The sequence below is a fragment of the Lysobacterales bacterium genome (assembly GCA_019634735.1).
Lineage (GTDB): Bacteria > Pseudomonadota > Gammaproteobacteria > Xanthomonadales > UBA2363 > Pseudofulvimonas.
In genome coordinates this window covers 55,686-77,812 of record JAHCAT010000014.1, presented here as the reverse complement: position 1 = coordinate 77,812, position 22,127 = coordinate 55,686, and the positions used below count along the sequence as shown (strand labels likewise).

Genomic DNA, 22,127 nt, shown 5'->3' with positions numbered 1-22,127 from the left:
TGCCTGGCCCCGGTCGCCGGCCGGCGATGCGCATCTTCCCGCGCCGGCCAGCGGGCCGACTACACTGGCCTCCCGCTTTTTGTGGCAAGGCATGAGCCTTGCGGACGGAGTCGAACCATGGCGCGTCGCAGTGCGGTCGTCCTGTTGATCGGCGCGCTTTCGGCGCCCCTGGCCGCGCAATGGTCGCCCGATCCCGCCAGCAACCTGCTGGTTGCTGGCGGCCCCGGCGAGCAGGCGCAGCCGAAACTGGTGCCGACCGCCGACGGCGGCTTCTACGTCAGCTGGTTCGACAACGCCCAGGGCGGCTACGACGTACGCCTGCAGCGCCTGGACGTCATGGGCGTCGCGCAATGGCCGCCCGGGGGCGTGCTGGTCGCGGCGCGCGAGTTCACCTCCACCCAGGACTATGGCCTGGACGTCGATGCCGGCGGAAATGCGGTGCTGGCCTTCCGCCTGACGGTGGCCGGGCAGGGGACGCAGGCGGCGGTCGCCCGGATCGCACCGGACGGCACGCCCGCCTGGCCCGCACCGGTGCCAGTCTCCTCCGGGCCGGTCGAGGCCCTGTCCCCCCGCATCGCGGCGACCGCCGATGGCGGCATCGTCGCGGCCTGGAGCCGCAGCGACGGCGGCATCGGCGTCGCCCGGCTGGATGCCGCCGGCCAGGCGGCATGGCCGCAGACGGTGCTGCTGCAACCCGCCGCGGGCAGCTTCCTGCTCGCCGACCTGCGCGCCGCCGGCGACGATGTGGTGCTGGCCTGGCAGGCCCAGGCGTCGTTCAACAACCGCCAGTACTGGGCGCAGAAGCTGGCCGGTGGCGACGGCGCGCCGTTGTGGGGGGCGTCAGCCAGAGTGGTGATGGACGCCAGCGCCGGCGCGATGCCGCTAGGCTACTTCCCGGTGCACCGCCACGACGGCGAGGGAGGCGCCGTGTTCGTATGGCAGTTCGCAACCGGCGTGCGCGGTGAGGTGGCGGTACAGCACCTGCGTGCCGACGGCAGCGCGCGGTTTCCCGCAAACGGCCTGCGCGCCTCGCTCGACACCAGCCGCAATCGATACGCGCCAACGGCCTTCGTGGACGGGCTCGATGGCGCCATCGTGCTGGCCTGGCGCGAGACCAACGCCGCGCAATCGCTGTTCGGCGTCCATGCCCAGCGCGTCGACGCCGCCGGCCAGCGCGTCTGGGGCCCGGAGGGCATCGTGCTGCAGGGGCTGGGCGGCGAGGACCGCGGCCAGATTCAGGCCGTGCAACTGGGCGGTCATGCAGTGTTTTCCTGGGCCCAGGGCAGCTTTCCGTCGGCGATGCCGATCCGCGCCCTTGCCCTGGACAGCGCCGGTGGCGAAGTGTGGACGCCGGCGGTGGTCGATTTGAAGACCGGCACCACCGACGGCGGACGGCTGGTCGCGGCTCGATCGACTGCCGGTTTCGCCGCCTTCGCGTGGCAGGATGCCATGGGCAGCTTCCAGGGCGACATCCTCGCCCAGAACCTCAATCCCGATGGCAGCCTGGGGCGTGCGGACGTTCTGTTCGCCGACGATTTCGAGCCGCTGCCACCCTGAGCGCGCTGCGGGCACGCGCCGGGTCGGCGACTCGAAGAACGGCCAGGACCGTCGATCCGGCTCCGACAACCGGGCAGGCGGCACCCATGCGCCGCGCTTGGAGACCCGTTCGACGCCGCCGCGCTGCGCCAGCGCGGCAGACTCGCCGGCAGCCGCCGCGCCAGGCGCGTGGACAAACCAACGCCGCTATCCTGTCGCCGGCTGATGGGAGTGCACAGCGTGGCAGTGGGGGATGCTCGCCCGGAGATACCCGGAAACGGCGATGCACAGGTGCTCGCGCTGGCGCGTCGCCTGCTGGTCGAGCACGACCCGGGCAGCGACCACCATGCGCGCGGCCTGGCGCTGCTGGAGCAGGCGACCACCGGTGCGTCGGCCGCCGAGGCCTGCTGGTTGCTGGGCGCCTACCACCTGATGTCGGCCCGGGACGCGCAGTCGCCGTCCCGGGCGCTGCACTGGCTGGAGCGCGCGGGCACCCTGGGCCATCCCCGCGCGCTGGACCGCCTGGCCGACCTGTGCCTCCAGGGCCTGGCCGTGCCCGCCGACCCGGCGCGTGCCCTGGACCTGCACCGGGCGCTGGCCGCCCGGGGCCTCGCGGGCAACGCCTGGCAGGTCGGCTACCTGCTCGACTGCGGGGAAATCCATGGCATCGCGCGCGACCCTTCGGCGGCAGCGGCGGCGTTCGCGCTGGCCTGTGCCCTGGGCCATCCGGCGGCCTTTCATTCGCTGGGACTGCGGACCGCCCGCGGTCTCGGCCTGCGCCGGGACCCGGCCCTTGGCCGTGCGCTGCTGCTCAGGGCCGCGGATGCCGGTTGGCCAGGGGCTCGTCCCGCCGCCGACCGACTGCTCACGCAGGCCGATCCACAGCGGGTTCGGCACTGGTACCAGTCCCTGCTGGCGGCGGGGCAGCGTGCCGCACCGGTGCTGCGCAGGCTGGCCGATCCGGTCGCCGATCCGGGCCACAGCGAGCAGCTGGTCGTTGCTGCGGTTGCGGCGTTCGCCGCGATCGGCCATCCCGGCCTGGTCCTCGACCATGACGGCCGCCTGCGCGCCGTCGGTGGCGATCCTGGCGCCGAACCCCTGCAGTCGGCCGCGCCCCGCCCGTGGCGCTGGTTGTGCCAGCGACCGCGGGTGGCAAGCAGCGAGCATTTCGCCAGCCAGGAGGAGTGCGGGCACCTGATGGCCGCCGTCGCGCCCTGGCTGGCCGGCGCCCGGAGCTTCCACGGCCCGGCCAGCGAAAACGACGATGCCGAACTTGAGAAATTCGACGGCGAGGGCTGTCCGATCGGCGGCATCAACGCCGATGCCGTGGTGCGCACGATGGAGCGCCGGATCGCCGCCCTGACCGGCTGGTCGACGCGGGCGCTGGAGCCCTGTTCGATCATCCGCTACCGCCCCGGCCAGGCCTATCGCCCGCATGTCGACTGGTTCAGCGCCGAACAGGTGCAGCGCAACCTGGTGCAGCGCGGCGACCCGAGTGGCCAGCGCATGGCGACCTTCCTGGTCTATCTGCGGGCGCCCGGGCGTGGCGGCGGCACCGCCTACCCCCGCGCCGGCCTGACGGTGGCCGGACAGGACGGCATGGGGCTGATCCACTGGAATGTCGATCCGGACGGCCACCCCGACCCCGAGTCCCTGCACGCAGGCGAGCCTGTGCAGGCCGGCGAGAAGTGGCTGTGGCGATGCACCCTGCGTGCTGCGCCGGTGCCACCCTGGCAATAGCCGGCCCGGCATGCCGGGCTCAGCGGGCCGGCCACATGGCTGGACACGGAGTCCTGGACATGGGACGGCGACACGGCGGTGCAGGCCTGGTCATGGCTGTCTGCCCTCAGGGCCGCGCGGGATCCAGGCGCAGCAGGCGCCCGCCGCTGCCATCGCGCTCGTCCTCCAGCACCCAGATCGCGCCGTCCGGACCCTGCTCGACCTCGCGGATGCGCGCGCCCATCTCGTAGCGCTCGACCTCCCGGGCCTGCTCGCCCTCGAACGCCACTCGAACCAGCGCCTGGCTGGAGAGGCCGCCAATCAGCCCGCTGCCGCGCCAGTCGCCGAACAGATCGCCCTGGTAGATCACGAAGCCGGCTGGAGAGATCGCTGGCACCCAGGAGATCGCCGGGGCGATGAATTCCGGCCGCGTGTTGTGGTCGGGGATCGGCGTGCCGTCGTAGTGGTCGCCGTCGGAGACAAGCGGGTAGCCGTAGTTGCCACCGCGCTGGATCAGATTCAGCTCGTCGCCGTGCGCAGGCCCCATCTCGTGCACCCACAGTCGGCCGGCATCGTCGAAGTCGATGCCCAGGGGATTGCGGTGGCCGAGCGACCAGACCTGCGCGGCCACGCCGCCCTGGTCGGCGAACGGATTGTCCGCCGGCACCGAGCCGTCGTCGTTCAGGCGCAGCACCTTGCCGAGGTTGCCGGTCATATCCTGCGAGGGGTCGAATTTCTGGCGTTCGCCGGACGTGATCCACAGATGGCCGTCCGGCCCGAACGCCAGCCGGTGTCCGAAGTGGCCCCGTCCGGTGGTCTTGGGCACCTGCCGCCAGATCACCGAGAGGTCCTCGAGGCGGCCATCGCCGTCATCGAGCACCAGCCGCGCTCGGGCGACCGCCGCGCCACGGGTGTCGTCCTCGCCTGCCTCGGCATAGCTCAGGTAGACCAGGCCGTTGTCGGAGAACGAGGGATGCAGCACGACGTCGCCCAGGCCACCCTGGCCGCCATGGTCGACCGCCGGGACGCCGGTGACGTTGCCGGTATTGCCGCTGGCGGGGTCGAACAGGCGCAGGGCGCCCGCCTTCTCGGTGACCAGCAGGCGGCCGTCGGGCAGGAAGCTCATGGCCCAGGGAGACCGGAAGCTGGCCACCGGACTGACCTGGAACGGCAGGCCCGACGTTGCGGGCGACACGGCAGGCGCCGGATCGGCATCGGCGGGTGCGGCCAATCCGGATGCTTCCGGGGCGGCGGCCGACTCCCTGTCCTGCGCCGAATCGGTGCAGCCCGCCAGCAGGAGCGCCAGGCAGGCGGTGGCAAGTGTGGATCGGATCATCGTGCGGTCCTCCGCGGACGGGTGAACGGACGTCCGATGACAGCACAGGGCATGTTCACGCGCCGTGGTCCTGCCTGAACGGTGGCTGGCCCTTGCGCGGCGACCATGACCTTTTCCACCCGACGACGATGCGCCGGAACGCTACGTTGGTCACGCGGCATGAAAGCCGCATAGGAGCCGACCGGACGTCGGCGCAACCGGGAGCCGGAACCATGAAGACTGTCCTGATCGTGCTGGGTGTGCTCGCCGCACTGGTGATCCTGCCTGCGGTCGCCCTTCCCCTGCTGGTGCTGGCGGGCATCGGCGTGGGCGTGGCTGCGCTGTTCGGTGGCGCCGCCGCGGTCGCGTTGCCGGCGATCATGGCGGTAGCCCTGCTCGGCCTGGTCGGCCTGGTCATGCGCCTCGTACTGGTCGTGTTCGGTCTCGCCATCGGCGTGGTCGGCGCGGTGCTCGGAGCCGTGTTCGGCGCCGTGGGCGCGGTGCTGGCCGCCGTCGTGGCGCTGGTCGTGCTGCCGCTGGCCCTGTTGCCGCTGCTGGCGCCCCTGATCCTGATCGGCCTGCTGGTCTGGTGGGCCGTCAGGGCCAATCGCCGGCCGCAGGCCTTGCCGGCGCCGCCGGCCCGCTGAGCACCGTTCCCGGCCAGGGCGATTTCGATCCGCTGACGACCTGTGGCGGACCCTGCGTCCCGGGCAGCGGATGCGTGCAGGACAAGGCCCGGGCCGGTCGCGCCGACGGCGGGCGCTTGCGATCGCCCGGTGCCGCGCGCCGCTGCCGGCCTCCGCTCACGCAGCGGGCCAGGGCGGTTGCACCGGATGGCGCCACGGTCGCCGGCGGTGCACGCGCTATCCTGTGCGCCCGATTTCCGCGCTTCACACCTTTCAGATGACTGCCACCGCCGGCCAGGCCCCTATCGCGAGCGCACCGCCATCGACCGGCGCGGCCGCTGCCGCCCGCCGCCTGTCGGTGGCGCCGATGATGGACTGGACCGATCGCCACTGCCGGGTCCTGCACCGGCGGCTGGCGCCGCATGCCTTGCTGTACACGGAGATGCTGCACGCCAACGCCCTGGTGCGCGGGGATGCCGGTCGACTGCTGGCGCATGATGGCGAGGAGCACCCACTGGCGCTGCAACTCGGCGGCAGCGACCCGTCACTGCTCGGTGCCGCCGCGCGGATCGGCGTCGAGCATGGCATGGACGAGATCAATCTCAATTGTGGCTGTCCGAGCGAGCGCGTCCAGGACGGCGCGTTCGGCGCCTGCCTGATGCGCGAGCCGGCCCGGGTGGCCGACTGCGTGGCGGCGATGCGCGCCGCCGTGCCGGCCGCCGTGCCGGTGACGGTCAAGTGCCGGATCGGCGTCGACGAGCAGGACGATTACGAGGACCTGGAGCGCTTCGTCGAGATCGTTTCGGGCGCCGGGTGCGGCGTGTTCGTCGTGCATGCGCGCAAGGCCTGGCTCAAGGGGCTCAGCCCGCGCGAGAACCGCGAGGTGCCGCCGTTGGACTGGCCGCGCGTGTACCGGCTGAAGCGCGAGCGGCCGGCGTTGACGGTGGTTCTCAACGGCGGCCTGGAGGCCGACCAGGACATCGACGCCGCGCTCGCCCGGGTCGACGGCGTCATGCTCGGCCGGGCCGCCTACCACACACCGTGGCGCCTGGCGCAGATCGAGCATCGACTGTTCGGGACCGCCCTGCCTGACCGCCAGGGCGTGATCGCCGGCCTGCGCGGCTACGTCGAATCCCGGCTGGCCAAGGGCGATCGCCTGGCATCGATCGTCCGGCACTGGTTGGGCCTGGCGCATGGCCTGCCAGGCGCGCGGCCGTTTCGGCGCATCCTTACCGAGTCCGCGCGCCAGCCTGGCGCCGGCTGGCCGGTGGTCGAGCAGGCCCTGGCGGCCCTGGCGCCCGCCCTGGACGAGGCAGCCTGATGCTGGTCACCGACCCGCAGGCATTCCTGGCTGCGCTGACCCGTCTGCCCGACGCCCCCTGGGGGCCGCCTTTCCCGCGCGCCGCCCTGCTGCTGGCGCCCGACGGCCTGGATCCCGCTGCGGAAAGCTGCGCGGACAACGCCTACATGCGACCGGCCGACACCGTGGATGCCGACCGTTGTGCCGCCGAGCACCGGGCGCTGGCGACCGCGCTGTCGAGGCAGTTGCCCGTGGTGACCTTTCCCGGCGACCCGGCGACGCCCGACGCGGTGTTCCTCAACAATGCGTTCGCCACCGTCCCAGGCCGGCTGTTGCTGGGCGCCATGCGTCATCCGCAGAGGCAACGCGAGACCGCGCGGGCCGACATCCGCGGCTTCTTCACCGAGTTGCTGGGCTACGCGGTGACCGATCTGGCCGGCGGCGAGGCGATCGCCGAGCTGACCGGCGCCCTGGTGATCGACCGGCGTCGCGGCATCGGCCTGTGCGGGCTGTCCGAGCGCTGCAACCTGGCCGGGGCCCTTGCCATGCACGAGTCCCTCGGGTTGCGCCTGAGCTTCGCGTTCGACCTGGCGCCCGGCGAGTACCACACCAACGTGGTGCTCAGCGTGCTTGGTGGACGAAGCCTGGTGATGTCGGCGTCCGGCCTGGCCGATGCCGCAGTCGCCGATGCGCTCGCGACTGCCTGGGCGGGCCGGTGCGTGGCGCTGTCGGCTGGCGAGCAGGCGTCATTCGCGGGCAACTGCATCGCCCTGCGTGAAGGCTCGGTGTGGATGAGTGCGGGCGCCAGGTCGGCGCTCCGGCCGCAGACGGTCTCTGCCTTGGCGGACATGGACTGGCGCATCGACACCGTAGCGCTTCCGGAAATCGAGAAAGCCGGCGGTTCGCTGCGCTGCTGCGTCGCCGAGCTGTATTGATGACGACACGGGCGGGACGGGCAGGGGTCGTGGGGCGACCTCGCCCGAACCGAGCCGTCCGGGCCGGGCCTGCCGCGCTGAACAGCGGGAGTCCGGGGCGAGCGGGGTTCAGTGCGAATTCAATGGCGAAGGGCCAGTCTGGCACGGATGCAGCCACCCGGTTGCGCCGCCGCCCGCTTCCCGACCACAATCCCGCGCTCATGACCTGCATCCTGCGTCCCCTCATCCTGGCCTGCCTGCTGGCCGTCGCGCCGGCCGCGCTGGCCCGCGACGCGGCCGACAGTCTCCAGCACGCCATCGAGCTCGTGCAGCAGGAAACCGGTGGCCGCGTGCTTTCCGCCGACACCGTACGGGCCGGCCCAAGGGAGCTGTACCGCATCAAGGTGCTCACCCCCGACGGCCGGGTCAGGGTGGTGACCAAGTCCAGCCGCGGATCCGCGCGGCGCTGATTGCCGACCACGTATAGGGAGACCTGTCCATGCGCATCCTGCTGGTTGAAGACGAGGCGCCGCTGCGCGAGACGCTGGCGGCCAGGCTCAAGCGCGAGGGATTCGCGGTGGACGCCGCGGCCGACGGCGAGGAGGGCCTCTACCTGGGCAAGGAAGTGCCGTTCGACCTCGCGATCATCGATCTCGGCCTGCCGAGGATGAACGGCATGGAGCTGATCGAGAAGCTTCGCGAGGAGAACTGCCGCTTCCCGATCCTGGTCCTGACCGCGCGCGGCAGCTGGCAGGACAAGGTCGAAGGCCTGAAGATCGGCGCCGACGACTACGTGGTCAAGCCGTTCCACGTCGAGGAGCTGCTGGCGCGGATGAATGCGCTGATGCGGCGCGCCAGCGGGTGGAGCAAGCCGGTCATCCAGTGCGGCCCGGTGAGCATGGACACCACTGCGCAGACCGTCAGCGTCAACGACGAGACCGTCGAGCTGACCAGCTACGAGTACAAGGTGCTCGAGTACCTCATGATGCATGCCGGCGAACTGGTCTCCAAGGCCGAGCTGACCGAGCACATCTACCAGCAGGATTTCGACCGCGACTCGAACGTGCTGGAGGTGTTCATCGGCCGGCTGCGCCGCAAGCTCGACCCGGAAGGCACCCTCAAGCCGATCGATACCGTGCGCGGGCGCGGCTACCGCTTCTCGATCCCGCGATCGGAATGAACGCCGGCCGCGGCCCGGGCGCGGTCCGGCCCCGCCGCGCCTGAGCGGGACGAAGGCGATCCCCCGTGCGCCCCTGGTCGCTGCAATCGCGCCTGTTGCTGGTCCTGGCCACCGCCCTGGTCGGCTTCCTGGGTCTGACCGGGTTCGCGCTCGACCAGGCGTTCCGCGAGAGCACGCTCACCGCGCTGCGCGAACGGCTGCAGAGCTACGTCTGGGCCTACATCGCCGGCTCCGACCCGACCATCTCCCGCCGACTGGTGCTGCCTGAGGTGGCGCCGGAGCCGCGCTTCGACCAGCCCGGCTCCGGCCTGTACGCCGGCATCACCGGCGACGGGTTGCGCTGGGAGTCGGCATCCGCGCTTGCCCGCGATCTGCCCTTCGACGACGAGTTGCCGCCGGGCGAGATCCGCTTCGACGGCCCGCTGGACAGCCCGGTCGGCGACATCTTCAGGTTCAGCCAGGGCGTGGTCTGGGAGCTTCCGGACGACGAGGAGCTGCGCCTGACGATCCATGTCGCCGAGCACGCTTCCGGCCTGCGCGAGCAGATCGGCGTGTTCCGCCAGACCCTGTGGGTGTACCTGGGCGCGGCGGGCATGTTCCTGCTGGTGATCATGCTCGGGCTGTTCCGCTGGGGGCTGTCGCCGCTGCGCCGGGTGCAGTCGGAGCTGACCCGGATCGAAAGCGGCCACCTGCAGCGCCTGTCCGGTCACTACCCGCGCGAGATCCAGGGCCTGACCGAAAGCGTGAACGACTTCATCGTCACCGAGCGCGAACACCTGGTGCGTTACCGCAACACCCTGGCCGACCTGGCGCACAGCCTGAAGACGCCACTGGCGGTGATGCGCACCCGCCTGGAAGGCGACGATACGCCGATGACCGCCTGCCGGGACCTGCTCTCGCAGGTCCGGCGCATGGACGAGATCGTCGCCTACCAGCTTTCGCGGGCGGCGACCTCCGGTCACCAGACCTTCGCGACGCCGCTGGCGATCGAGCCGGCCGCGGAGGAGGTCGTGCGCAGCCTGGAAAAGGTCTATGCGACCCGTGGCATCGTCTGCGAATTCGAGATCGATCCCCAGGCCCGCTTCTACGGGGAGCGCGGCGACCTGCTCGAACTGCTCGGCAACCTGCTCGAGAACGCATTCAAGTGGTCGCGCGGCCGGGTCATGCTGAGCGCCCGCCAGATCGCGCTGCCCGGGGCACGGCGCAAGGCGCTGGAGATCGCGGTCGAGGACGATGGTCCCGGCATACCCGAGGACCGGGTGTCCGATGTCCTCAAGCGCGGCGTACGCGGCGACGAGCGCGTCGAGGGCCACGGCATCGGCATGGCGATCATCCAGGACATCCTGCGCGCCTATCGGGGCAGCCTGGATGTCGGCCGTTCCGGCGCGCTGGGCGGCGCCAGCTTCCGGCTTCGGGTGCCTTGAGCGCCGGGCGCGGTTCGCCGGACGCCGACCCGGGAGGGTCGATCGGACCCGGAGCGCGCCGGAAACGCCCGCAGGTCGTCGAGGATGCGCAGGGCCGAGCGGGTGCGCGGCATCTCCGGCAGACGCGCCGGGGGGATTGGAGGCCCGGGGCGCCGGCGCGCGGGGGGCGATTGCCGCTGCTGCTGGCCTTCGGCTATCGTGTGCGCTGGAATTCACGCAACTTCCGGAGTCCGTCATGTCCCGCCTGATGCTCACGCTCGCCGCTGCGCTGGTTCTGTCCGCCTGTCAGCGTGCCCAGGAGCCGGCACCGGCGCCGGAGACCGCGGAGCCCGCGGCGGCGGCATCGCAGGCGGCCGCCCCGCCGCCCGCCCCGGAAGTGCCGGTCGGCCAGTGCGGCGACCAGTCCGCCGTCGAGGCCGACGCCCGCATCGCCAACACACCGCGCTGGAGCACCGCCGCCGAACTCGACAATTTCGGCTTCGACGTCTACCGGGGCGAGGCCGAAGACGGCCCGTTCGAGCGCCTGACCGCCGCACCGATCCCCGGCGCCGGCACCTCCGACGAGCCGCACAGCTACAGTTTCCGGGACGACACCATCGATCCCTGCAAGGATTACTGGTACTACGTCGAGTCGATCTCGACCAACGGCAACCGGGAGAAGTTCACACCGACCTTCCGCGCGCCGGCCAAGCGGCGCGCCGCCGACTGACCCGGAGTCGCGGCCTGCCGCCGTGCGTTTCCTGGAGCTGCTCTGGTTCAGCGCCTACGCGGAGCTGAAGGCGGAATCCGCGCGCAGCTACCTGGGCTTCCTCTGGTGGCTGCTCGAGCCGGCCATGTTCATGGCCGTGTTCTGGGTGGTGTTCGGCCTGGTCATGGGCAATCGCGATCCGGCCTTCATCCCTTTCCTGCTGATAGGCCTGACCTTCTGGCAGTGGCTGAAATCGTGCATCACCCATGGCAGCCATGCGATCTGGCTGAACATTCCGCTGATGCGTCAGGTCCGCCTGCCTGTGCTGCTGTTTCCGCTGACCGCGGTGCTCAGCGACACGGTGAAGTTCGCCTTCATCTTCCTGGTGCTGCTGGTGATCCTGTGGGCGATGGGCCATCCGCCGAGCTGGGCCTACCTGGCTTTGCCGCTGGTGTTCGCGGTGGAACTGCTCCTGGGTTGTGCGGGCGCGCTGATCGCAGCCGCGATCGTGCCGTTCGTGCCCGACATCCGGTTCGTGATCGAGAACGCCATGATGGCGCTGATGTTCCTTTCCGGGGTCGTGTTCTCGCTGGCCAACCTGCCCGAGCCCTACGCCGCCTGGATGGCGTTCAACCCGGTGGTCGGCATCATCGAATCGGCGCGCGACATCCTGATGCGGGGGCAGTGGCCGGATTGGGCGCTGCTGGCGAAGGCAGGCATGGGGTCGCTGCTGGTGCTGGCGTTCGCCGTGGCCCTGATCACGCGGCTGGCGCCGCGCTATCCGAAGCTGGCGGTCTGATGGCGGCGCCCCTGCTTCGCCTCGACCACGTCGGCGTGGCCTACCAGGGCGTGCGCCGGATCGGGCGCGGCGGCTACTGGGCGGTCGAGGACGTCAGCCTCGAGCTGCACGAGGGGGAGACCCTGGGCCTGATCGGGCGCAACGGGGCCGGCAAGAGCACCCTGCTGAGAGTGCTGGCGGGCATCCTCCGCCCGGACCGAGGCCGGATCGTCCAGGCGCGTCCCCTTCGAATCCAGTTGCTCGCCCTGGGCCTGGGCTTCGTGCCGCACCTTTCCGGCAGGGACAACGCGATCCTCAGCGGCATGCTGCTGGGAATGGCCCGCCGCGAGATCGAGCTCCGCCTGCCGGCGATCCGCGAATACGCCGAATTGGGCGACTTCTTCGAGCAGCCGCTCAACTGCTACTCCAGCGGCATGGTTCTACGCCTGGGTTTCTCGGTGGCCATGCAGGCCGATCCCGACGTCCTGTTGATCGACGAGGTGCTGGGCGTCGGTGATGCCGAGTTCCTGGAGAAGTCCGGCGGCGACCTGCGCAGGCGGATGCGCTCGGGCATGACCTGCGTGCTGGTCAGCCACCAGGACAGCACCATCGCCGAGCTCTGCAGCAGCGCGGCATGGCTGGAGTCGGGCCGCCTGGTTGCCCAGGGCCCGGTGACAAGGGTAATGGCGGACTACCACGCGGCAGCGCCACGGGCCTGAGCCGGGCGGGTCGGCGGGCAGGGCGCTGCGGCATGAGTCACAGGCCTGCCGGCCGGGTTGATTCCAGGGCCCGTGTCGGGCCCGCGACTACCGGGCCGCAGCCGCGAGTTCGCGCCCGATCTCGAGGGCGAGCGCCACCCGGTCAGGCGGGGGCGCCAGGCCATCGCGACGCATCGAAACAAAGAACTCGAACCCCACGGTGTCGATCTCGCTGAGGATGCCGAGATCGAGCAGGCCCAGCCGGCGCAGGTCGCCGACGATCAGCCGGAACGATGCCGGCGTCAATCGCCAGGCGTGGAGGTCGAGGTAGTCCGCGCCTGGTGCCGATGCAGCCTGGCACTGTGCCCAGGCCTGCTCGACCGAATGCACGGCCTCGAGCCCGCCGCGGCTGCCCGCCTGCCATGCGATGTCTCCGGATCGCTTCACGGCCGAGGCGAAATAGTCGAACACCAGACCGGGCGGATGCCTGGTCCTGCCCTCAAGGAAGGCCTGCAGCGCCTCGCCGGTGCTGGTGTGAGGACGCAGATGGTCGAAGCAGTAGCGCTTGTCGGGTATCGCCAGCGACAGAACTCCGTCGGCGGTCAGGAGGCGTTCGCACTCGCGCAGGAAACCGACCAGGTCGGGTACATGTTCGATCACGTGCGAGGCGATGATCCAGTCGAAACCGCCGGGTGCGCCGACCAGTTCGCTCAATGGCTCGCCGCGCCAGACGTGATTGACCTCTTCGATGGCGCTGGTTTCGACGCCGTGGCCGGTATACTTTGCCACCAGGCCGGTCTTGTCCAGGTGATCGACGGTCTGCACCCGGAAGCGAGCCGGCGCGGGGCGACAGGATTGTGGCTGGGTCCGATCTCCAGTCCCAGGCCGGAACGGTCGATGTCCCGAAGTATGGCGGCATGACGGTCCAATCCCGATCTCCCGGTCCGCGGCTGTGTCTGGCGAGGCGCCGGCAGCGGTTAAGATAGTCGCTTGCCCGAAGCGGCGTCCATGTCCCGCCGGGGCAGCGTCGACCGCACCGGTCCTGAGCAGGGGGATACATGCAGCATCGCCAGGCGGGCTACCGCCACCTCACCGGCCACGGCCTGGAACTCGGCGCCCTGAATGCGCCCGCGCGCCTTCCCGAGGGACTGCGTGTCGAGTATGTCGACTGCATGAGTCGCGACGAGGCGCTCAAGGTGTTCCCGGAGCTGCCGCAGGCAGTCGTTGCGCCGGTCGACCATGTGGTCGACCTCGACGCGGTAGGCCTGGCGCCGTTCCCCGACGCCAGCGTCGACTTCGTCATCGCCAACATGGTGCTCGACCATGTCGCCAACCCGGTCCGGGTGCTGAGCGAGATGTTCCGGGTGGTGCGTCCCGGCGGACACGTGATGCTTTCGGTGCCGGACAAGCACTACACGCAGGATCGCGACCGGCCCTGTACCTCGTTCCAGGCGCTGGCGGACGCCTGGCGTGCCGGGGTCGACCGCGTCGACGACGAGGCCTACCGGGCATTCCTCGCTGTCGCGCATCCAGAGATCGAGGCCTCCGGGCCGGCGCTTGCGGCGGCCGTGCGGCGCGCACGGGCGCGTCGCGAATCGGTGCATGTCTGGGGTAGCGGCGCGTTCGTGCGCTTCATGGAGTCGGCACTGGCGCTGCTGGAGATCGATGCCGTCCAGGTCTGCGAGCGCGGTGGCGACGAGACGGGGCTGGAGTACTTTGGGGTGTGGCGTCTGCGCAGCCGGCCAGCGAGGCAGTCGACGCCAGCCGTCGCCGCCCGGGGCGAGCCGGCCGCGCCGTCTGCCGTGACGCTTGCACGGGTCAGGGTCGCCAACGGCGGTAACGCCAGCGGTCGCGCCATACTCCTGTGCGGCATGCACCGGTCCGGCACCTCGGTGATGGCCCGTCTCCTGGGCGAGATGGGTTGTTGGCTGGGCGCGGGGGAGGACCTGCTCGAGGCGCATCCCGATGACAACCCGGAGGGCTACTGGGAGCGTCGCGACATCTACCAGGCCCACGTCGATTTCCTGCGCTCGCAGGACCTGGAGTGGGACCGCGTCGCGGGCCTGGGTCCGGCGACCTTCGCCGAGCCTGCCGCTGCAGCGTTGCAGGAGCGACTGGCGGTCCTGGTCTCGGACCTGGACCGGCACCGACCATGGCTGCTCAAGGATCCCCGACTGAGCCTGCTGCTGCCGACATGGACAACCGTCGTCCCGGATGCCGCCGTGGTGGTGGCGGTGCGCCATCCGCTGGCGATCGCCGCCTCGCTGGCGGCCACGCCGCGCGGCATCTACCCCACCGCCATGGTTCTGTCGCTCTGGGAGAAGTACCTGCTGCGTCTGCTTGCCGACCTTGGCGACCGACCTGCGGTGTTCGTCAGCTACGAGAGACTGGTGGCCGAGCCGGCCTCCGAGCTTGCCCGACTGGCCCGCCTGCTCGCACGGCAGGGTGGGCCGGAGCTGTCCGTGCCATCAGCGGAGCGGATAGCCTCGCTGCTGCGGGGCGGCCTGCGCCGCAACCGGACCGAGACCGATCCGGACGGCCAACTGAGCCATAGGCAGGCCGCCCTGCATGCCTGCCTGGAGTCCGCCGCTGCGGCCGAGGGGTCGGTTTCCATCGATGTCGCCGGCTGGCCCGAGCCGGATGAGGTGCTGGCCAGCTTCCAGGCGGCCTTCGATACACGGGTCGCCCGCGCCCTGTCTGCGGGATCCGAGACCGTGCAGCGACAACTGGTGCACCTGCAGCACAGCACGGACACCGTGCTGGTACGCCTGCTGCAACGCTCCGGCGAGCTGGATGCCGAAGTCGCGAGGCTTCGGGTCGATCAGGAAGTCAGCCGGATCCGGATTGCCGACCTTCGCCAGCGACTGGCCGAACTCGGCGAACATCATCGCCGGCAACGCGAGCGAGCCGACGAGGCCGACGCCGAGCGCCTGAGGCTGGCGGGGGAGACCGAGTTCGCGCTGGAATCGGTCCGCGCCATGCGCGCTTCGCTGTCCTGGCGGGTGACCGCGCCAATGCGCTGGCTGGCGGGTGCGATCCGTCCGCCGCGGCTGTCGTTCGCCACCGAGCAGCGGCTGTACCGCTGGTACTACGGGTTTCCGGGCGTCAGCCATGCCCGCAAGCGGGCCTTCGTGACATGGCTGCACAGGCGGCTGCCGTTCCTGACCGCGCGCACGCAGTCCTACATGCTCTACCGGCAGGGTGGCTCGCCGACCCGGGCGGTTTCCAGCGAGCCGCGCATGGACGCCGCACGCGCACGCGCGCTGCTTCGCCGCCTAGGACGGCGGCCCAAGATCTCGATCGTGATGCCGGTCTACAACACCGAGCGGCGCTGGCTGCACGAGGCGGTGGAGTCGGTGCGGCGCCAGTACTACCCGGACTGGGAGCTGTGCATGGTCGACGACTGCTCGACCCGCCAGGAGACCATCGATTACCTGGCATCGCTGGACGATCCGCGAATCCGGACACTGCGGCTGGAGGAAAACCAGGGCATCGCCCGAACGACCAACGCCGCTTTGGCCATGGCTACCGGAGATTTCATCGGATTCCTCGACCACGACGACGTGCTCACCGCCGATGCGCTGCTGGAGGTCGTCCGCGAGCTTCAGGACGAGACCGTCGACCTGGTCTACTCGGACGAGGACAAGATGGACGTCGACGGAAGCGTTCATGGGCCGGTGTTCAAGCCCGACTTCTCGCCGGATTATCTTTCGTCGAACAACTACTTCTGTCACTTCACGGTCGCAAGCCGCAGTCTGATCGAGACTGTCGGCGGCCTGCACTACGGTTATGACGGGGCCCAGGACTTCGATCTGGTGCTGCGCATGAGCGAGCGGGCCCGGACGATACGGCACGTCGCGAAGGTGTTGTACCACTGGCGGATGATCCCCAGTTCGACGGCGTCCGACGCCAGCGCCAAGCCCTACACCTGGGAGGCGGGGCGGCGCGCGCTCACCGACTCCCTGGCCCGTCGGGGTATCGCAGGGCACGTCGATCTGGGGCCTTATCCGAATACCTACCACGTGCGCCGGGACGTCGTCGGCGAGCCGCTGGTGAGCATCGTCGTGCCGTTCCGCGACGAGCCCGGACTGCTGCGTACCTGCGTACAGTCGGTGCTGGCTCGCAGCACCTGGCATCGCTTCGAGCTATTGCTTGTCGACAACCAGAGCAGCGACCCGGAAACGGCGACCGTCCTCTCGCAGTTGGCCGCCAGCGACGAACGGGTCCGTGTGCTGAGCTGGGACCATCCCTTCAACTACTCCGCTCTTCACAACGACGTCGTGACGCAGGCGAAGGGGGAATACCTCCTCCTGCTCAACAACGATACCGAGGTGATCACGCCGGGCTGGATCGAGGCGCTGCTCGAGCATGCCCAGCGACCCGAGGTCGCGGTCGCCGGTTGCCGGCTCCTGTACCCGGATGAGCTTGTGCAGCACGCCGGCGTGGTCGTCGGCATCGGCTCGTTCGCAGGCCACGCCCACCATCTTCTGCCTGCCGATCACCCGGGCTACATGGCGCGTCCGCACCTGCTGCAGAACGCCAGCGCGGTGACCTTCGCCTGCGCGATGATGCGGACAGCGCTCTACACCGAGCTCGGCGGTCTGGACGCCGAAAACCTCGCGGTGGCCTATAACGATGTCGACTTCTGCCTGCGCGCGCGCGAGCGTGGCTACCTCGTCGTCTATACGCCGCATGCCCAGCTCTACCACCACGAGTCGCGGACACGCGGCGGCGAGGACGACAGCGGCAAGCAGCGGCGGTTCGCGGCGGAGACCGCCTGGATGCACGCCCGGCATCGAGCGGTGATCGAACGCGGCGACCCCTACTACAACGTCAACTTCGTCAGGCCCGGCAACAGCTTCGAGATCGATCCCGACTACGCGGCCACGCTGCCGCCATGAGTTCCGGCGCGTGCGCCCGTAGGCGGTTCCAGGCGCACCCATGAACGTCCCGGCCCTCCTGCTGGTCCACTACGGCTCGGCAGCGGCGACCGCCGCAGCGTTGGCCGGTGCCGTCCCGCAGCTTCCCGCCGGCGCGCCGGTACTGGTCCTGGACAACCGGGGCGATCTCGGCGATGGGCCTATGTGGCGATTCGATCCGGCCTTGCCGCCGGCGCGTCTGCTGGTGCCTGGCCGGAACCTGGGCTTCGCGGCGGGCATGAATCGCCTGATCGAGGCGGCTCTCGCCGTTGCCGCCGTGCAGAGCGTGCTGCTGCTCAACGACGACACCCTGCCTGGTGCCGTGCTGGTCGCCGGGCTGCTGGCTGCGCAGGCAGAGGCGCCCGCGGATGCCGGCATGGTCGCAGCCAGGCTGATGGCCGCCGACGACCCGTCCCGCATCGATAGCCTTGGCATCACGCTGTACCGATCCGGACTCGCCTCGAACCGAAAGCGGCTGGACGAGCGCCTGCTTGGGCCGACCGGTGGCTGCATGCTGTTGTCGCGACGGCTGCTCGGGGAACTGTACACGGCGCACGGGGAGTACTTCGACGAGTCGTTCTTCTGCTACGCGGAAGACACCGATCTGGTGATGCGGGCGCGCTGGCTGGGGTTCGGCGTCGCCTATGCCGACCACGCCGTTGCTCTGCACAAAGGTTCCGCTTCCAGCGGCGGACCGGACAACGAGTTCGTGCTCTACCACGGCATCAGGAACTCGCTCTGGGCACTGGCGAAGAACGCACCGGCGCTTTGGCTGCTGGCGCACCTGCCCTGGATCGTCCTTGCCCACGGTGGCATCTGGCTGCGCAACCTCCGCAAGGGCCGCTGGCGGACGCTGCTGCGTCTGTATCGCGACGCCCTCGTGGGTCTGCCCGCAGTGCTGCGCAAGCGCATCCGGGTGCGACGCAGCCGCCGGGTGCCGGCGTCCGCCTGGTGGCGCTGGGTGGAACCCCGTCTCTACGAACGCGGCTACTTGCGAATTGCCTGGCGCGATCTGTGGCGGCGCGCCAAGCGCTGAACCGTCAGGCGGAAACCGTCGCGGGCGCATTGCGGTTGGAGCGGAGCGCCCCAAGGACAGGCGGCTCGCCGCCCGCCACTGGCCGCGTGCTGGTCATGCGCGGCTGTGCACCGCGCCTGCCTACCATTCGCCGTCGTAGAGGATCTCGTCGTCGGCGGCGACCGCGGGACGGGGCTCGCTGCGCGGTGCCATCGGCGCGGGAGCGGCGGCAGCCGCCGCGGCGGCGGCGGCTGCCGCTTCGGCGGCGGTGATTTCCGGACGCAGGTCGCTGCGCAGCAGGCCATCGCGCCGGCTGGAGAAATCCATGACGTGGACGATGGCGGTCCGGGCCTGGAGGGCGCCGGGCGGCGCCGGCACCAAAAGCCGGCTGCCGCGCAGTTCGCGCTGGCTGCGTGCGACGACCTGGCCGTCCTCGTCCTGCCATTCCACCGACACCCGGCCGTTCGCAGGCCCGGCGCCGTTGAGGCTGAGCGCCAGGTGCGGCCGGGGCGACTGCATCCTGGCCTCGACCTCGAGGGGCAGGGATGGGCGTTGCAGCACCACGGCCGGATCGCCGAGCAGGTTGTAGGTCTCGACCAGGGTGCGGGTGGAGGGCTGGGTCAGGGTGCGCTTGGCGCGCATCAGCGCTTCGCCGATATGGGCGCCGGGGACCATCAGCTCGTCGATGGCGGCCTGGCTGAACTGCGGGATCGGCGAGTTGCGCCAGGAGGCGGCGAACACGGCGATCGCGCCCTTGTTCGGCTCGCGCAGGAAGCGCTCGCCGATCGAGTCGGCGCTGGGATGGTCGAACGGCGCCGAGTAGCAGGTCATCGACAGCACCATCGGCAGGCGATTGGCGTTGCTCAGGTTGGCGACGTGGTCGAGGGTGAACAGGTCGTGGTTGCGGGTCAGGTCGGGCGGTCCGGTCCGCCAGATGTAGCGCCCGCCATGGCCGATGAAGTGCACCAGCAACTGGCCCTCGTTGATGGCCTGCTTGAGCGTGCCGATGTGCGCCTCGTTGTCGCGCTCGTCCTCGCCCGGATAGACCGCCAGGGGCTGGAACCCCTCGGTTTGCAGGCCTTCGGCGATGCGGTCGCTGGCCTCTTGCAGGAAGGTGCTGGTGTCGGTGGCGAACAAGGTGCGCCGGCGCCAGTCGCCGAAGTCGGAAGTGGCGTGGTAGCGGATGGTCTTGGCGACGATCTCGGCCACCTCGAGCGGCTCCACGACCGGGAACCGTCCGATCGCCAGGTCGGGCAGCCAGTCGTCGCCGTCGATCGCGACGAAGAAGTTGTCCGAGGCGGAATGGCCCTCTTCGGACGGGTACTGCCAGGTCGGTACCAGGTTGCGCCGTGCGCCCAGCTTGTCGGTGCCCTGATAGTGCTGGCCGGGAATCTCGCCGAACTGCCCGGGAATCAGCAGCTCCATGTTTGCCCACTTCGCGTAGCGGGCGTCCTCGACCCGGTCGGAGCGGATGTCGAAGCTGGCATCGCCGACCAGCAGCACGAAGCGCGGCCTCGGCGCCGGCCACTGGTGCCAGGCATGGCTGATGAAGTCGCGGATCGCGCGGGGGTGCACGATGCCGTGGTTGAACTCGTCGTAAAGGTGTTCGACGTCGACGCGGGCCACGCGCATGCCCATGTTGCCGTAATGCTGGGCCAGTGCCGCCACCTCCGGCAGCAGGGTCGAGTGGCCGATCATCAGGTAGTCATAGCCTGTGTCGACGGTGCGCCAGGCGTGCGCTGCGGCCGGCCGTATGCGCGCCGGGTGCGCATAGGCGTCGTCGGGGACCGGCTGGTATTCGCCGGCGCTGAGCGAGCCGAAACGCCAGTGGTCGCCTTCCCTCGTGCCTTGCACGCGGCCGCCGTCGCGGCCGTAGATCGCCAGGGTGCTCGCGTGGCCGGCCGTCAGGCGGACAACGCCGTCGGAAGCCACCTTGATGGGCAGCGGCGTCTGGTCGATCTCGCCCCTGATCGGGTAGTCGATGGTGAGGGTATTGAACATCACCACGTCGACCAGGGCATCGTCGCCGGTCGGCGCGGGTCGTCGCGGGATGTGCAGTTCGAGGGCGTTTCCGGTCGCCAGCAGCCCTTCTGCGGGAAGCTCGATCTCAATGTCATGCAGGTTGCGCGACTGGAAGCGTGCGGTGCCGACATCCTCGCCGTTCAGACGGATCTCGACGACATGGTCGTCGGGCTTGTCGGCGGGGTCGGGCACCCAGACTTCCGAAAGGCCGCGGAAGCCGAGACGCAGCCGCACCGACCCGCGATCGGCGAGGTCGGGCAGGGCAAAGGTGGTCCGGAACGGTTCCGGGTCGATATGGGTGAGCTTGGCCCAGAACCACAGGTCGGGCTCCTCTCCAGGCTGCACCCAGGAGTTGCTCAGGCGGATCTGCAGGTTTTCTTCTTCAAGGTGAAGACTGCGCCGCAAAGGCGCGGGCGCCAGCGTCGTTGCCACGCGGGCAGGGGAGAGCGCGGAGGGGACCTCGGCGACCTCCAGACGATAGACGTTGTGCACGGCGTAGGTATCGAACCAGCTTTCCGGACCGTGCAGGCGCTCTCCGAAGAAGGTCACATGATCTCCGGGTCCGAACCGGCCGTCGCCGCCGTCGTGGACATGCAGCATCCGGGGCTCGCCGCGGGTGCTCAGCCGGAGACGGTCGGAGTCGACCTCGCCCAGGTCCGGCGCCACCTCGGCCAGCGCTTCCCAGGTCACCCGGTAGGTGCTGCTGTCGGCGACCTCCACATGAAAGGCCGGGCCGCCTGCGGCGGCCGGCAGGCAAGCCAGCATCAACAGTGCGCCCAGGATCGGGCGAAACGGATCACGAGGGGGCACCAAGGACACTCCCGGGGTTTGAACGCGATGCAACAGTGTAACCGGACCGGTTGGCCGGGCCGGCGGCACCACCAAGGTGGGTGGCTTCAGGCTGGCAAGTCGGGTTCGACGCCATAGAAGGCACGCAGTTCCCGGTGCAGGGCCGGGTGGGCCGCGGCCAGCGCCCGGGGACAGGAGAAATAGGCCTCGGAAGCGACTGCGAAGAATTCGTCGGGCGCCTCGCCGGCATAGGGATCGAGGAAGGTGTCCTGGCCCGCTTCGACCCGGGTTCGCATCGAATCGAATTCCCGCTGGAAGACCGTCAGCCATTGGCGGTGGCGGGCCCGGTCGGGCAGCGGCGGCACGCCGTCGCTGTGACCGTCGAGCATGTCCAGCTTGTGGGCGATCTCGTGGGCGACCAGGTTGAACCCGGCATGGGGATCGTCGAGGTCGGCCTGGATGTCCGCCAGGGAGAGCACCAGCGGCCCCTGCTGCCAGGCCTCTCCGGCCAGCCAGTCGTCGCCCTCCGTCACCACGCCCGAGTTCTCGTCATGCCATTCGCGTCTGACCCGGAAGGCATCCCCGTAGACGATCACCTGGCGCCAGCCGCCCAGCCAGCCGTAGCCCAGCGACAGAACCGGCAAGCAGGCGAGGGTGGCGATCACCCGGCGATCGTGAGCGCTCAGCTCCAGATCGCCGGCGCCGACGATGTCCTTGTCGTGCAGGAAGCGGCTGGTCAGCTGGCGCAATCGCTCCAGCGATCCGGCATCCAGCCCGTCGAGCAGGGCGATCGCCTCGCGGGTGGCGCGCCAGTCGGCATCGGCGATGGGGTCGGGGCCGGCGATCCGGCGGCGCAGCCATTGCAGCATGCCGCCAGTGTCGCCCAGCCAGCGGCTGGCCACCAGCCTGCCTGGGAACCCTTCAGCGGATGGCACCCGGCAGGAAGGTCTGCCAGCGCAGCCTGGTCACGGGCGGTCGCCTGGACGGCTCGGCCTCGCCCGTTGCAGCGGGCAGGGCGGCTTCCCGGGAGTCCGGGTCCGCCGGGCAGTCCGACTCGCCGGCCCGGGCGTCCGGGTTGCCGGTGGCGGCAAAGGCCATCACGGTAGCGGCGAGCACGATGGCCAGGGCCAGGGCGAGGCGGACAAGGAGGGGATACATGGCGCGCTCCAGCTTCATCTTGGATGGGGATAGGCAAGCGGCATGC

Annotated in this window: 18 protein-coding genes; 13 read left to right on the top strand and 5 right to left on the bottom strand. The window is 70.3% G+C overall.

The features are described from left to right. Nucleotides 1-117 precede the first annotated feature (117 nt). Entirely contained in the window at nt 118-1,557 is a 1,440-nt protein-coding gene (locus KF823_13280; protein ID MBX3726877.1) for a hypothetical protein, read from the top strand. 219 nt (nt 1,558-1,776) lie between these two features. Continuing rightward, on the top strand, nt 1,777-3,276 hold the full coding sequence (locus KF823_13275; protein MBX3726876.1) for a 2OG-Fe(II) oxygenase: 1,500 nt from the start codon (nt 1,777-1,779) through the stop codon (nt 3,274-3,276). 106 nt (nt 3,277-3,382) lie between these two features. On the opposite strand, the gene KF823_13270 is transcribed toward KF823_13275, so the two are convergent. Then, nucleotides 3,383-4,591, bottom strand: coding sequence for a PQQ-dependent sugar dehydrogenase (locus KF823_13270; protein ID MBX3726875.1), 1,209 nt, complete (start codon nt 4,589-4,591; stop codon nt 3,383-3,385). A gap of 212 nt (nt 4,592-4,803) precedes the next feature. Here KF823_13270 and KF823_13265 point away from each other — a divergent pair, with 212 nt between their 5' ends. From KF823_13265 to KF823_13225, 9 genes are all read left to right on the top strand, one after another. After that, nucleotides 4,804-5,217, top strand: a complete 414-nt coding sequence (locus KF823_13265; GenBank protein MBX3726874.1) for a hypothetical protein — start codon at nt 4,804-4,806, stop codon at nt 5,215-5,217. A gap of 256 nt (nt 5,218-5,473) precedes the next feature. Then, nucleotides 5,474-6,517 (top strand): tRNA dihydrouridine(20/20a) synthase DusA, encoded by a 1,044-nt coding sequence (gene dusA / locus KF823_13260; GenBank protein ID MBX3726873.1) that lies wholly within the window; start codon nt 5,474-5,476, stop codon nt 6,515-6,517. Then, nucleotides 6,517-7,431, top strand: coding sequence for an amidinotransferase (locus KF823_13255; protein ID MBX3726872.1), 915 nt, complete (start codon nt 6,517-6,519; stop codon nt 7,429-7,431). The genes dusA and KF823_13255 overlap by 1 nt, the downstream gene beginning before the upstream one ends. Nucleotides 7,432-7,631: 200 nt before the next feature. Continuing rightward, nucleotides 7,632-7,880 (top strand): PepSY domain-containing protein, encoded by a 249-nt coding sequence (locus tag KF823_13250; protein MBX3726871.1) that lies wholly within the window; start codon nt 7,632-7,634, stop codon nt 7,878-7,880. A gap of 29 nt (nt 7,881-7,909) precedes the next feature. Continuing rightward, nucleotides 7,910-8,590, top strand: a complete 681-nt coding sequence (locus tag KF823_13245; GenBank protein MBX3726870.1) for a response regulator transcription factor — start codon at nt 7,910-7,912, stop codon at nt 8,588-8,590. A 65-nt stretch (nt 8,591-8,655) separates the two neighbouring features. After that, the gene (locus KF823_13240; GenBank protein MBX3726869.1) at nt 8,656-10,014 is read left to right on the top strand and encodes a two-component sensor histidine kinase; all 1,359 of its coding nucleotides are present in this window, start codon (nt 8,656-8,658) and stop codon (nt 10,012-10,014) included. Between the two features lie 235 nt (nt 10,015-10,249). Then, entirely contained in the window at nt 10,250-10,723 is a 474-nt protein-coding gene (locus tag KF823_13235; GenBank protein MBX3726868.1) for a hypothetical protein, read from the top strand. 22 nt (nt 10,724-10,745) lie between these two features. Next, entirely contained in the window at nt 10,746-11,501 is a 756-nt protein-coding gene (locus KF823_13230) for an ABC transporter permease (protein MBX3726867.1), read from the top strand. Continuing rightward, a complete protein-coding gene (locus KF823_13225) occupies nt 11,501-12,199 on the top strand; it encodes an ABC transporter ATP-binding protein (protein MBX3726866.1) in 699 nt (232 codons plus the stop codon). Before KF823_13230 ends, KF823_13225 begins: the two co-directional genes overlap by 1 nt. An 87-nt stretch (nt 12,200-12,286) precedes the next feature. On the opposite strand, the gene KF823_13220 is transcribed toward KF823_13225, so the two are convergent. Beyond that, nucleotides 12,287-13,003: a methyltransferase domain-containing protein gene (locus tag KF823_13220; GenBank protein ID MBX3726865.1), complete on the bottom strand. Its 717-nt coding sequence runs from the start codon at nt 13,001-13,003 to the stop codon at nt 12,287-12,289. 233 nt (nt 13,004-13,236) lie between these two features. Here KF823_13220 and KF823_13215 point away from each other — a divergent pair, with 233 nt between their 5' ends. Both KF823_13215 and KF823_13210 read left to right on the top strand, forming a co-directional pair. Next, nucleotides 13,237-17,079 carry a glycosyltransferase gene (locus tag KF823_13215; protein MBX3726864.1) on the top strand — a complete coding sequence of 1,281 codons (3,843 nt, stop codon included), beginning with the start codon at nt 13,237-13,239 and terminating at the stop codon, nt 17,077-17,079. A gap of 40 nt (nt 17,080-17,119) precedes the next feature. Beyond that, entirely contained in the window at nt 17,120-18,133 is a 1,014-nt protein-coding gene (locus KF823_13210; GenBank protein ID MBX3726863.1) for a glycosyltransferase family 2 protein, read from the top strand. A gap of 120 nt (nt 18,134-18,253) precedes the next feature. Here KF823_13210 and KF823_13205 read toward each other — a convergent pair whose 3' ends face one another. From KF823_13205 to KF823_13195, 3 genes are all read right to left on the bottom strand, one after another. After that, complete coding sequence (locus tag KF823_13205; protein MBX3726862.1) at nt 18,254-20,944, bottom strand: hypothetical protein; 2,691 nt, start codon at nt 20,942-20,944, stop codon at nt 18,254-18,256. An 86-nt stretch (nt 20,945-21,030) separates the two neighbouring features. Next, a complete protein-coding gene (locus KF823_13200) occupies nt 21,031-21,792 on the bottom strand; it encodes a zinc-dependent peptidase (GenBank protein ID MBX3726861.1) in 762 nt (253 codons plus the stop codon). Between the two features lie 52 nt (nt 21,793-21,844). Further along, complete coding sequence (locus KF823_13195; GenBank protein ID MBX3726860.1) at nt 21,845-22,081, bottom strand: hypothetical protein; 237 nt, start codon at nt 22,079-22,081, stop codon at nt 21,845-21,847. Nucleotides 22,082-22,127: the final 46 nt, after the last annotated feature.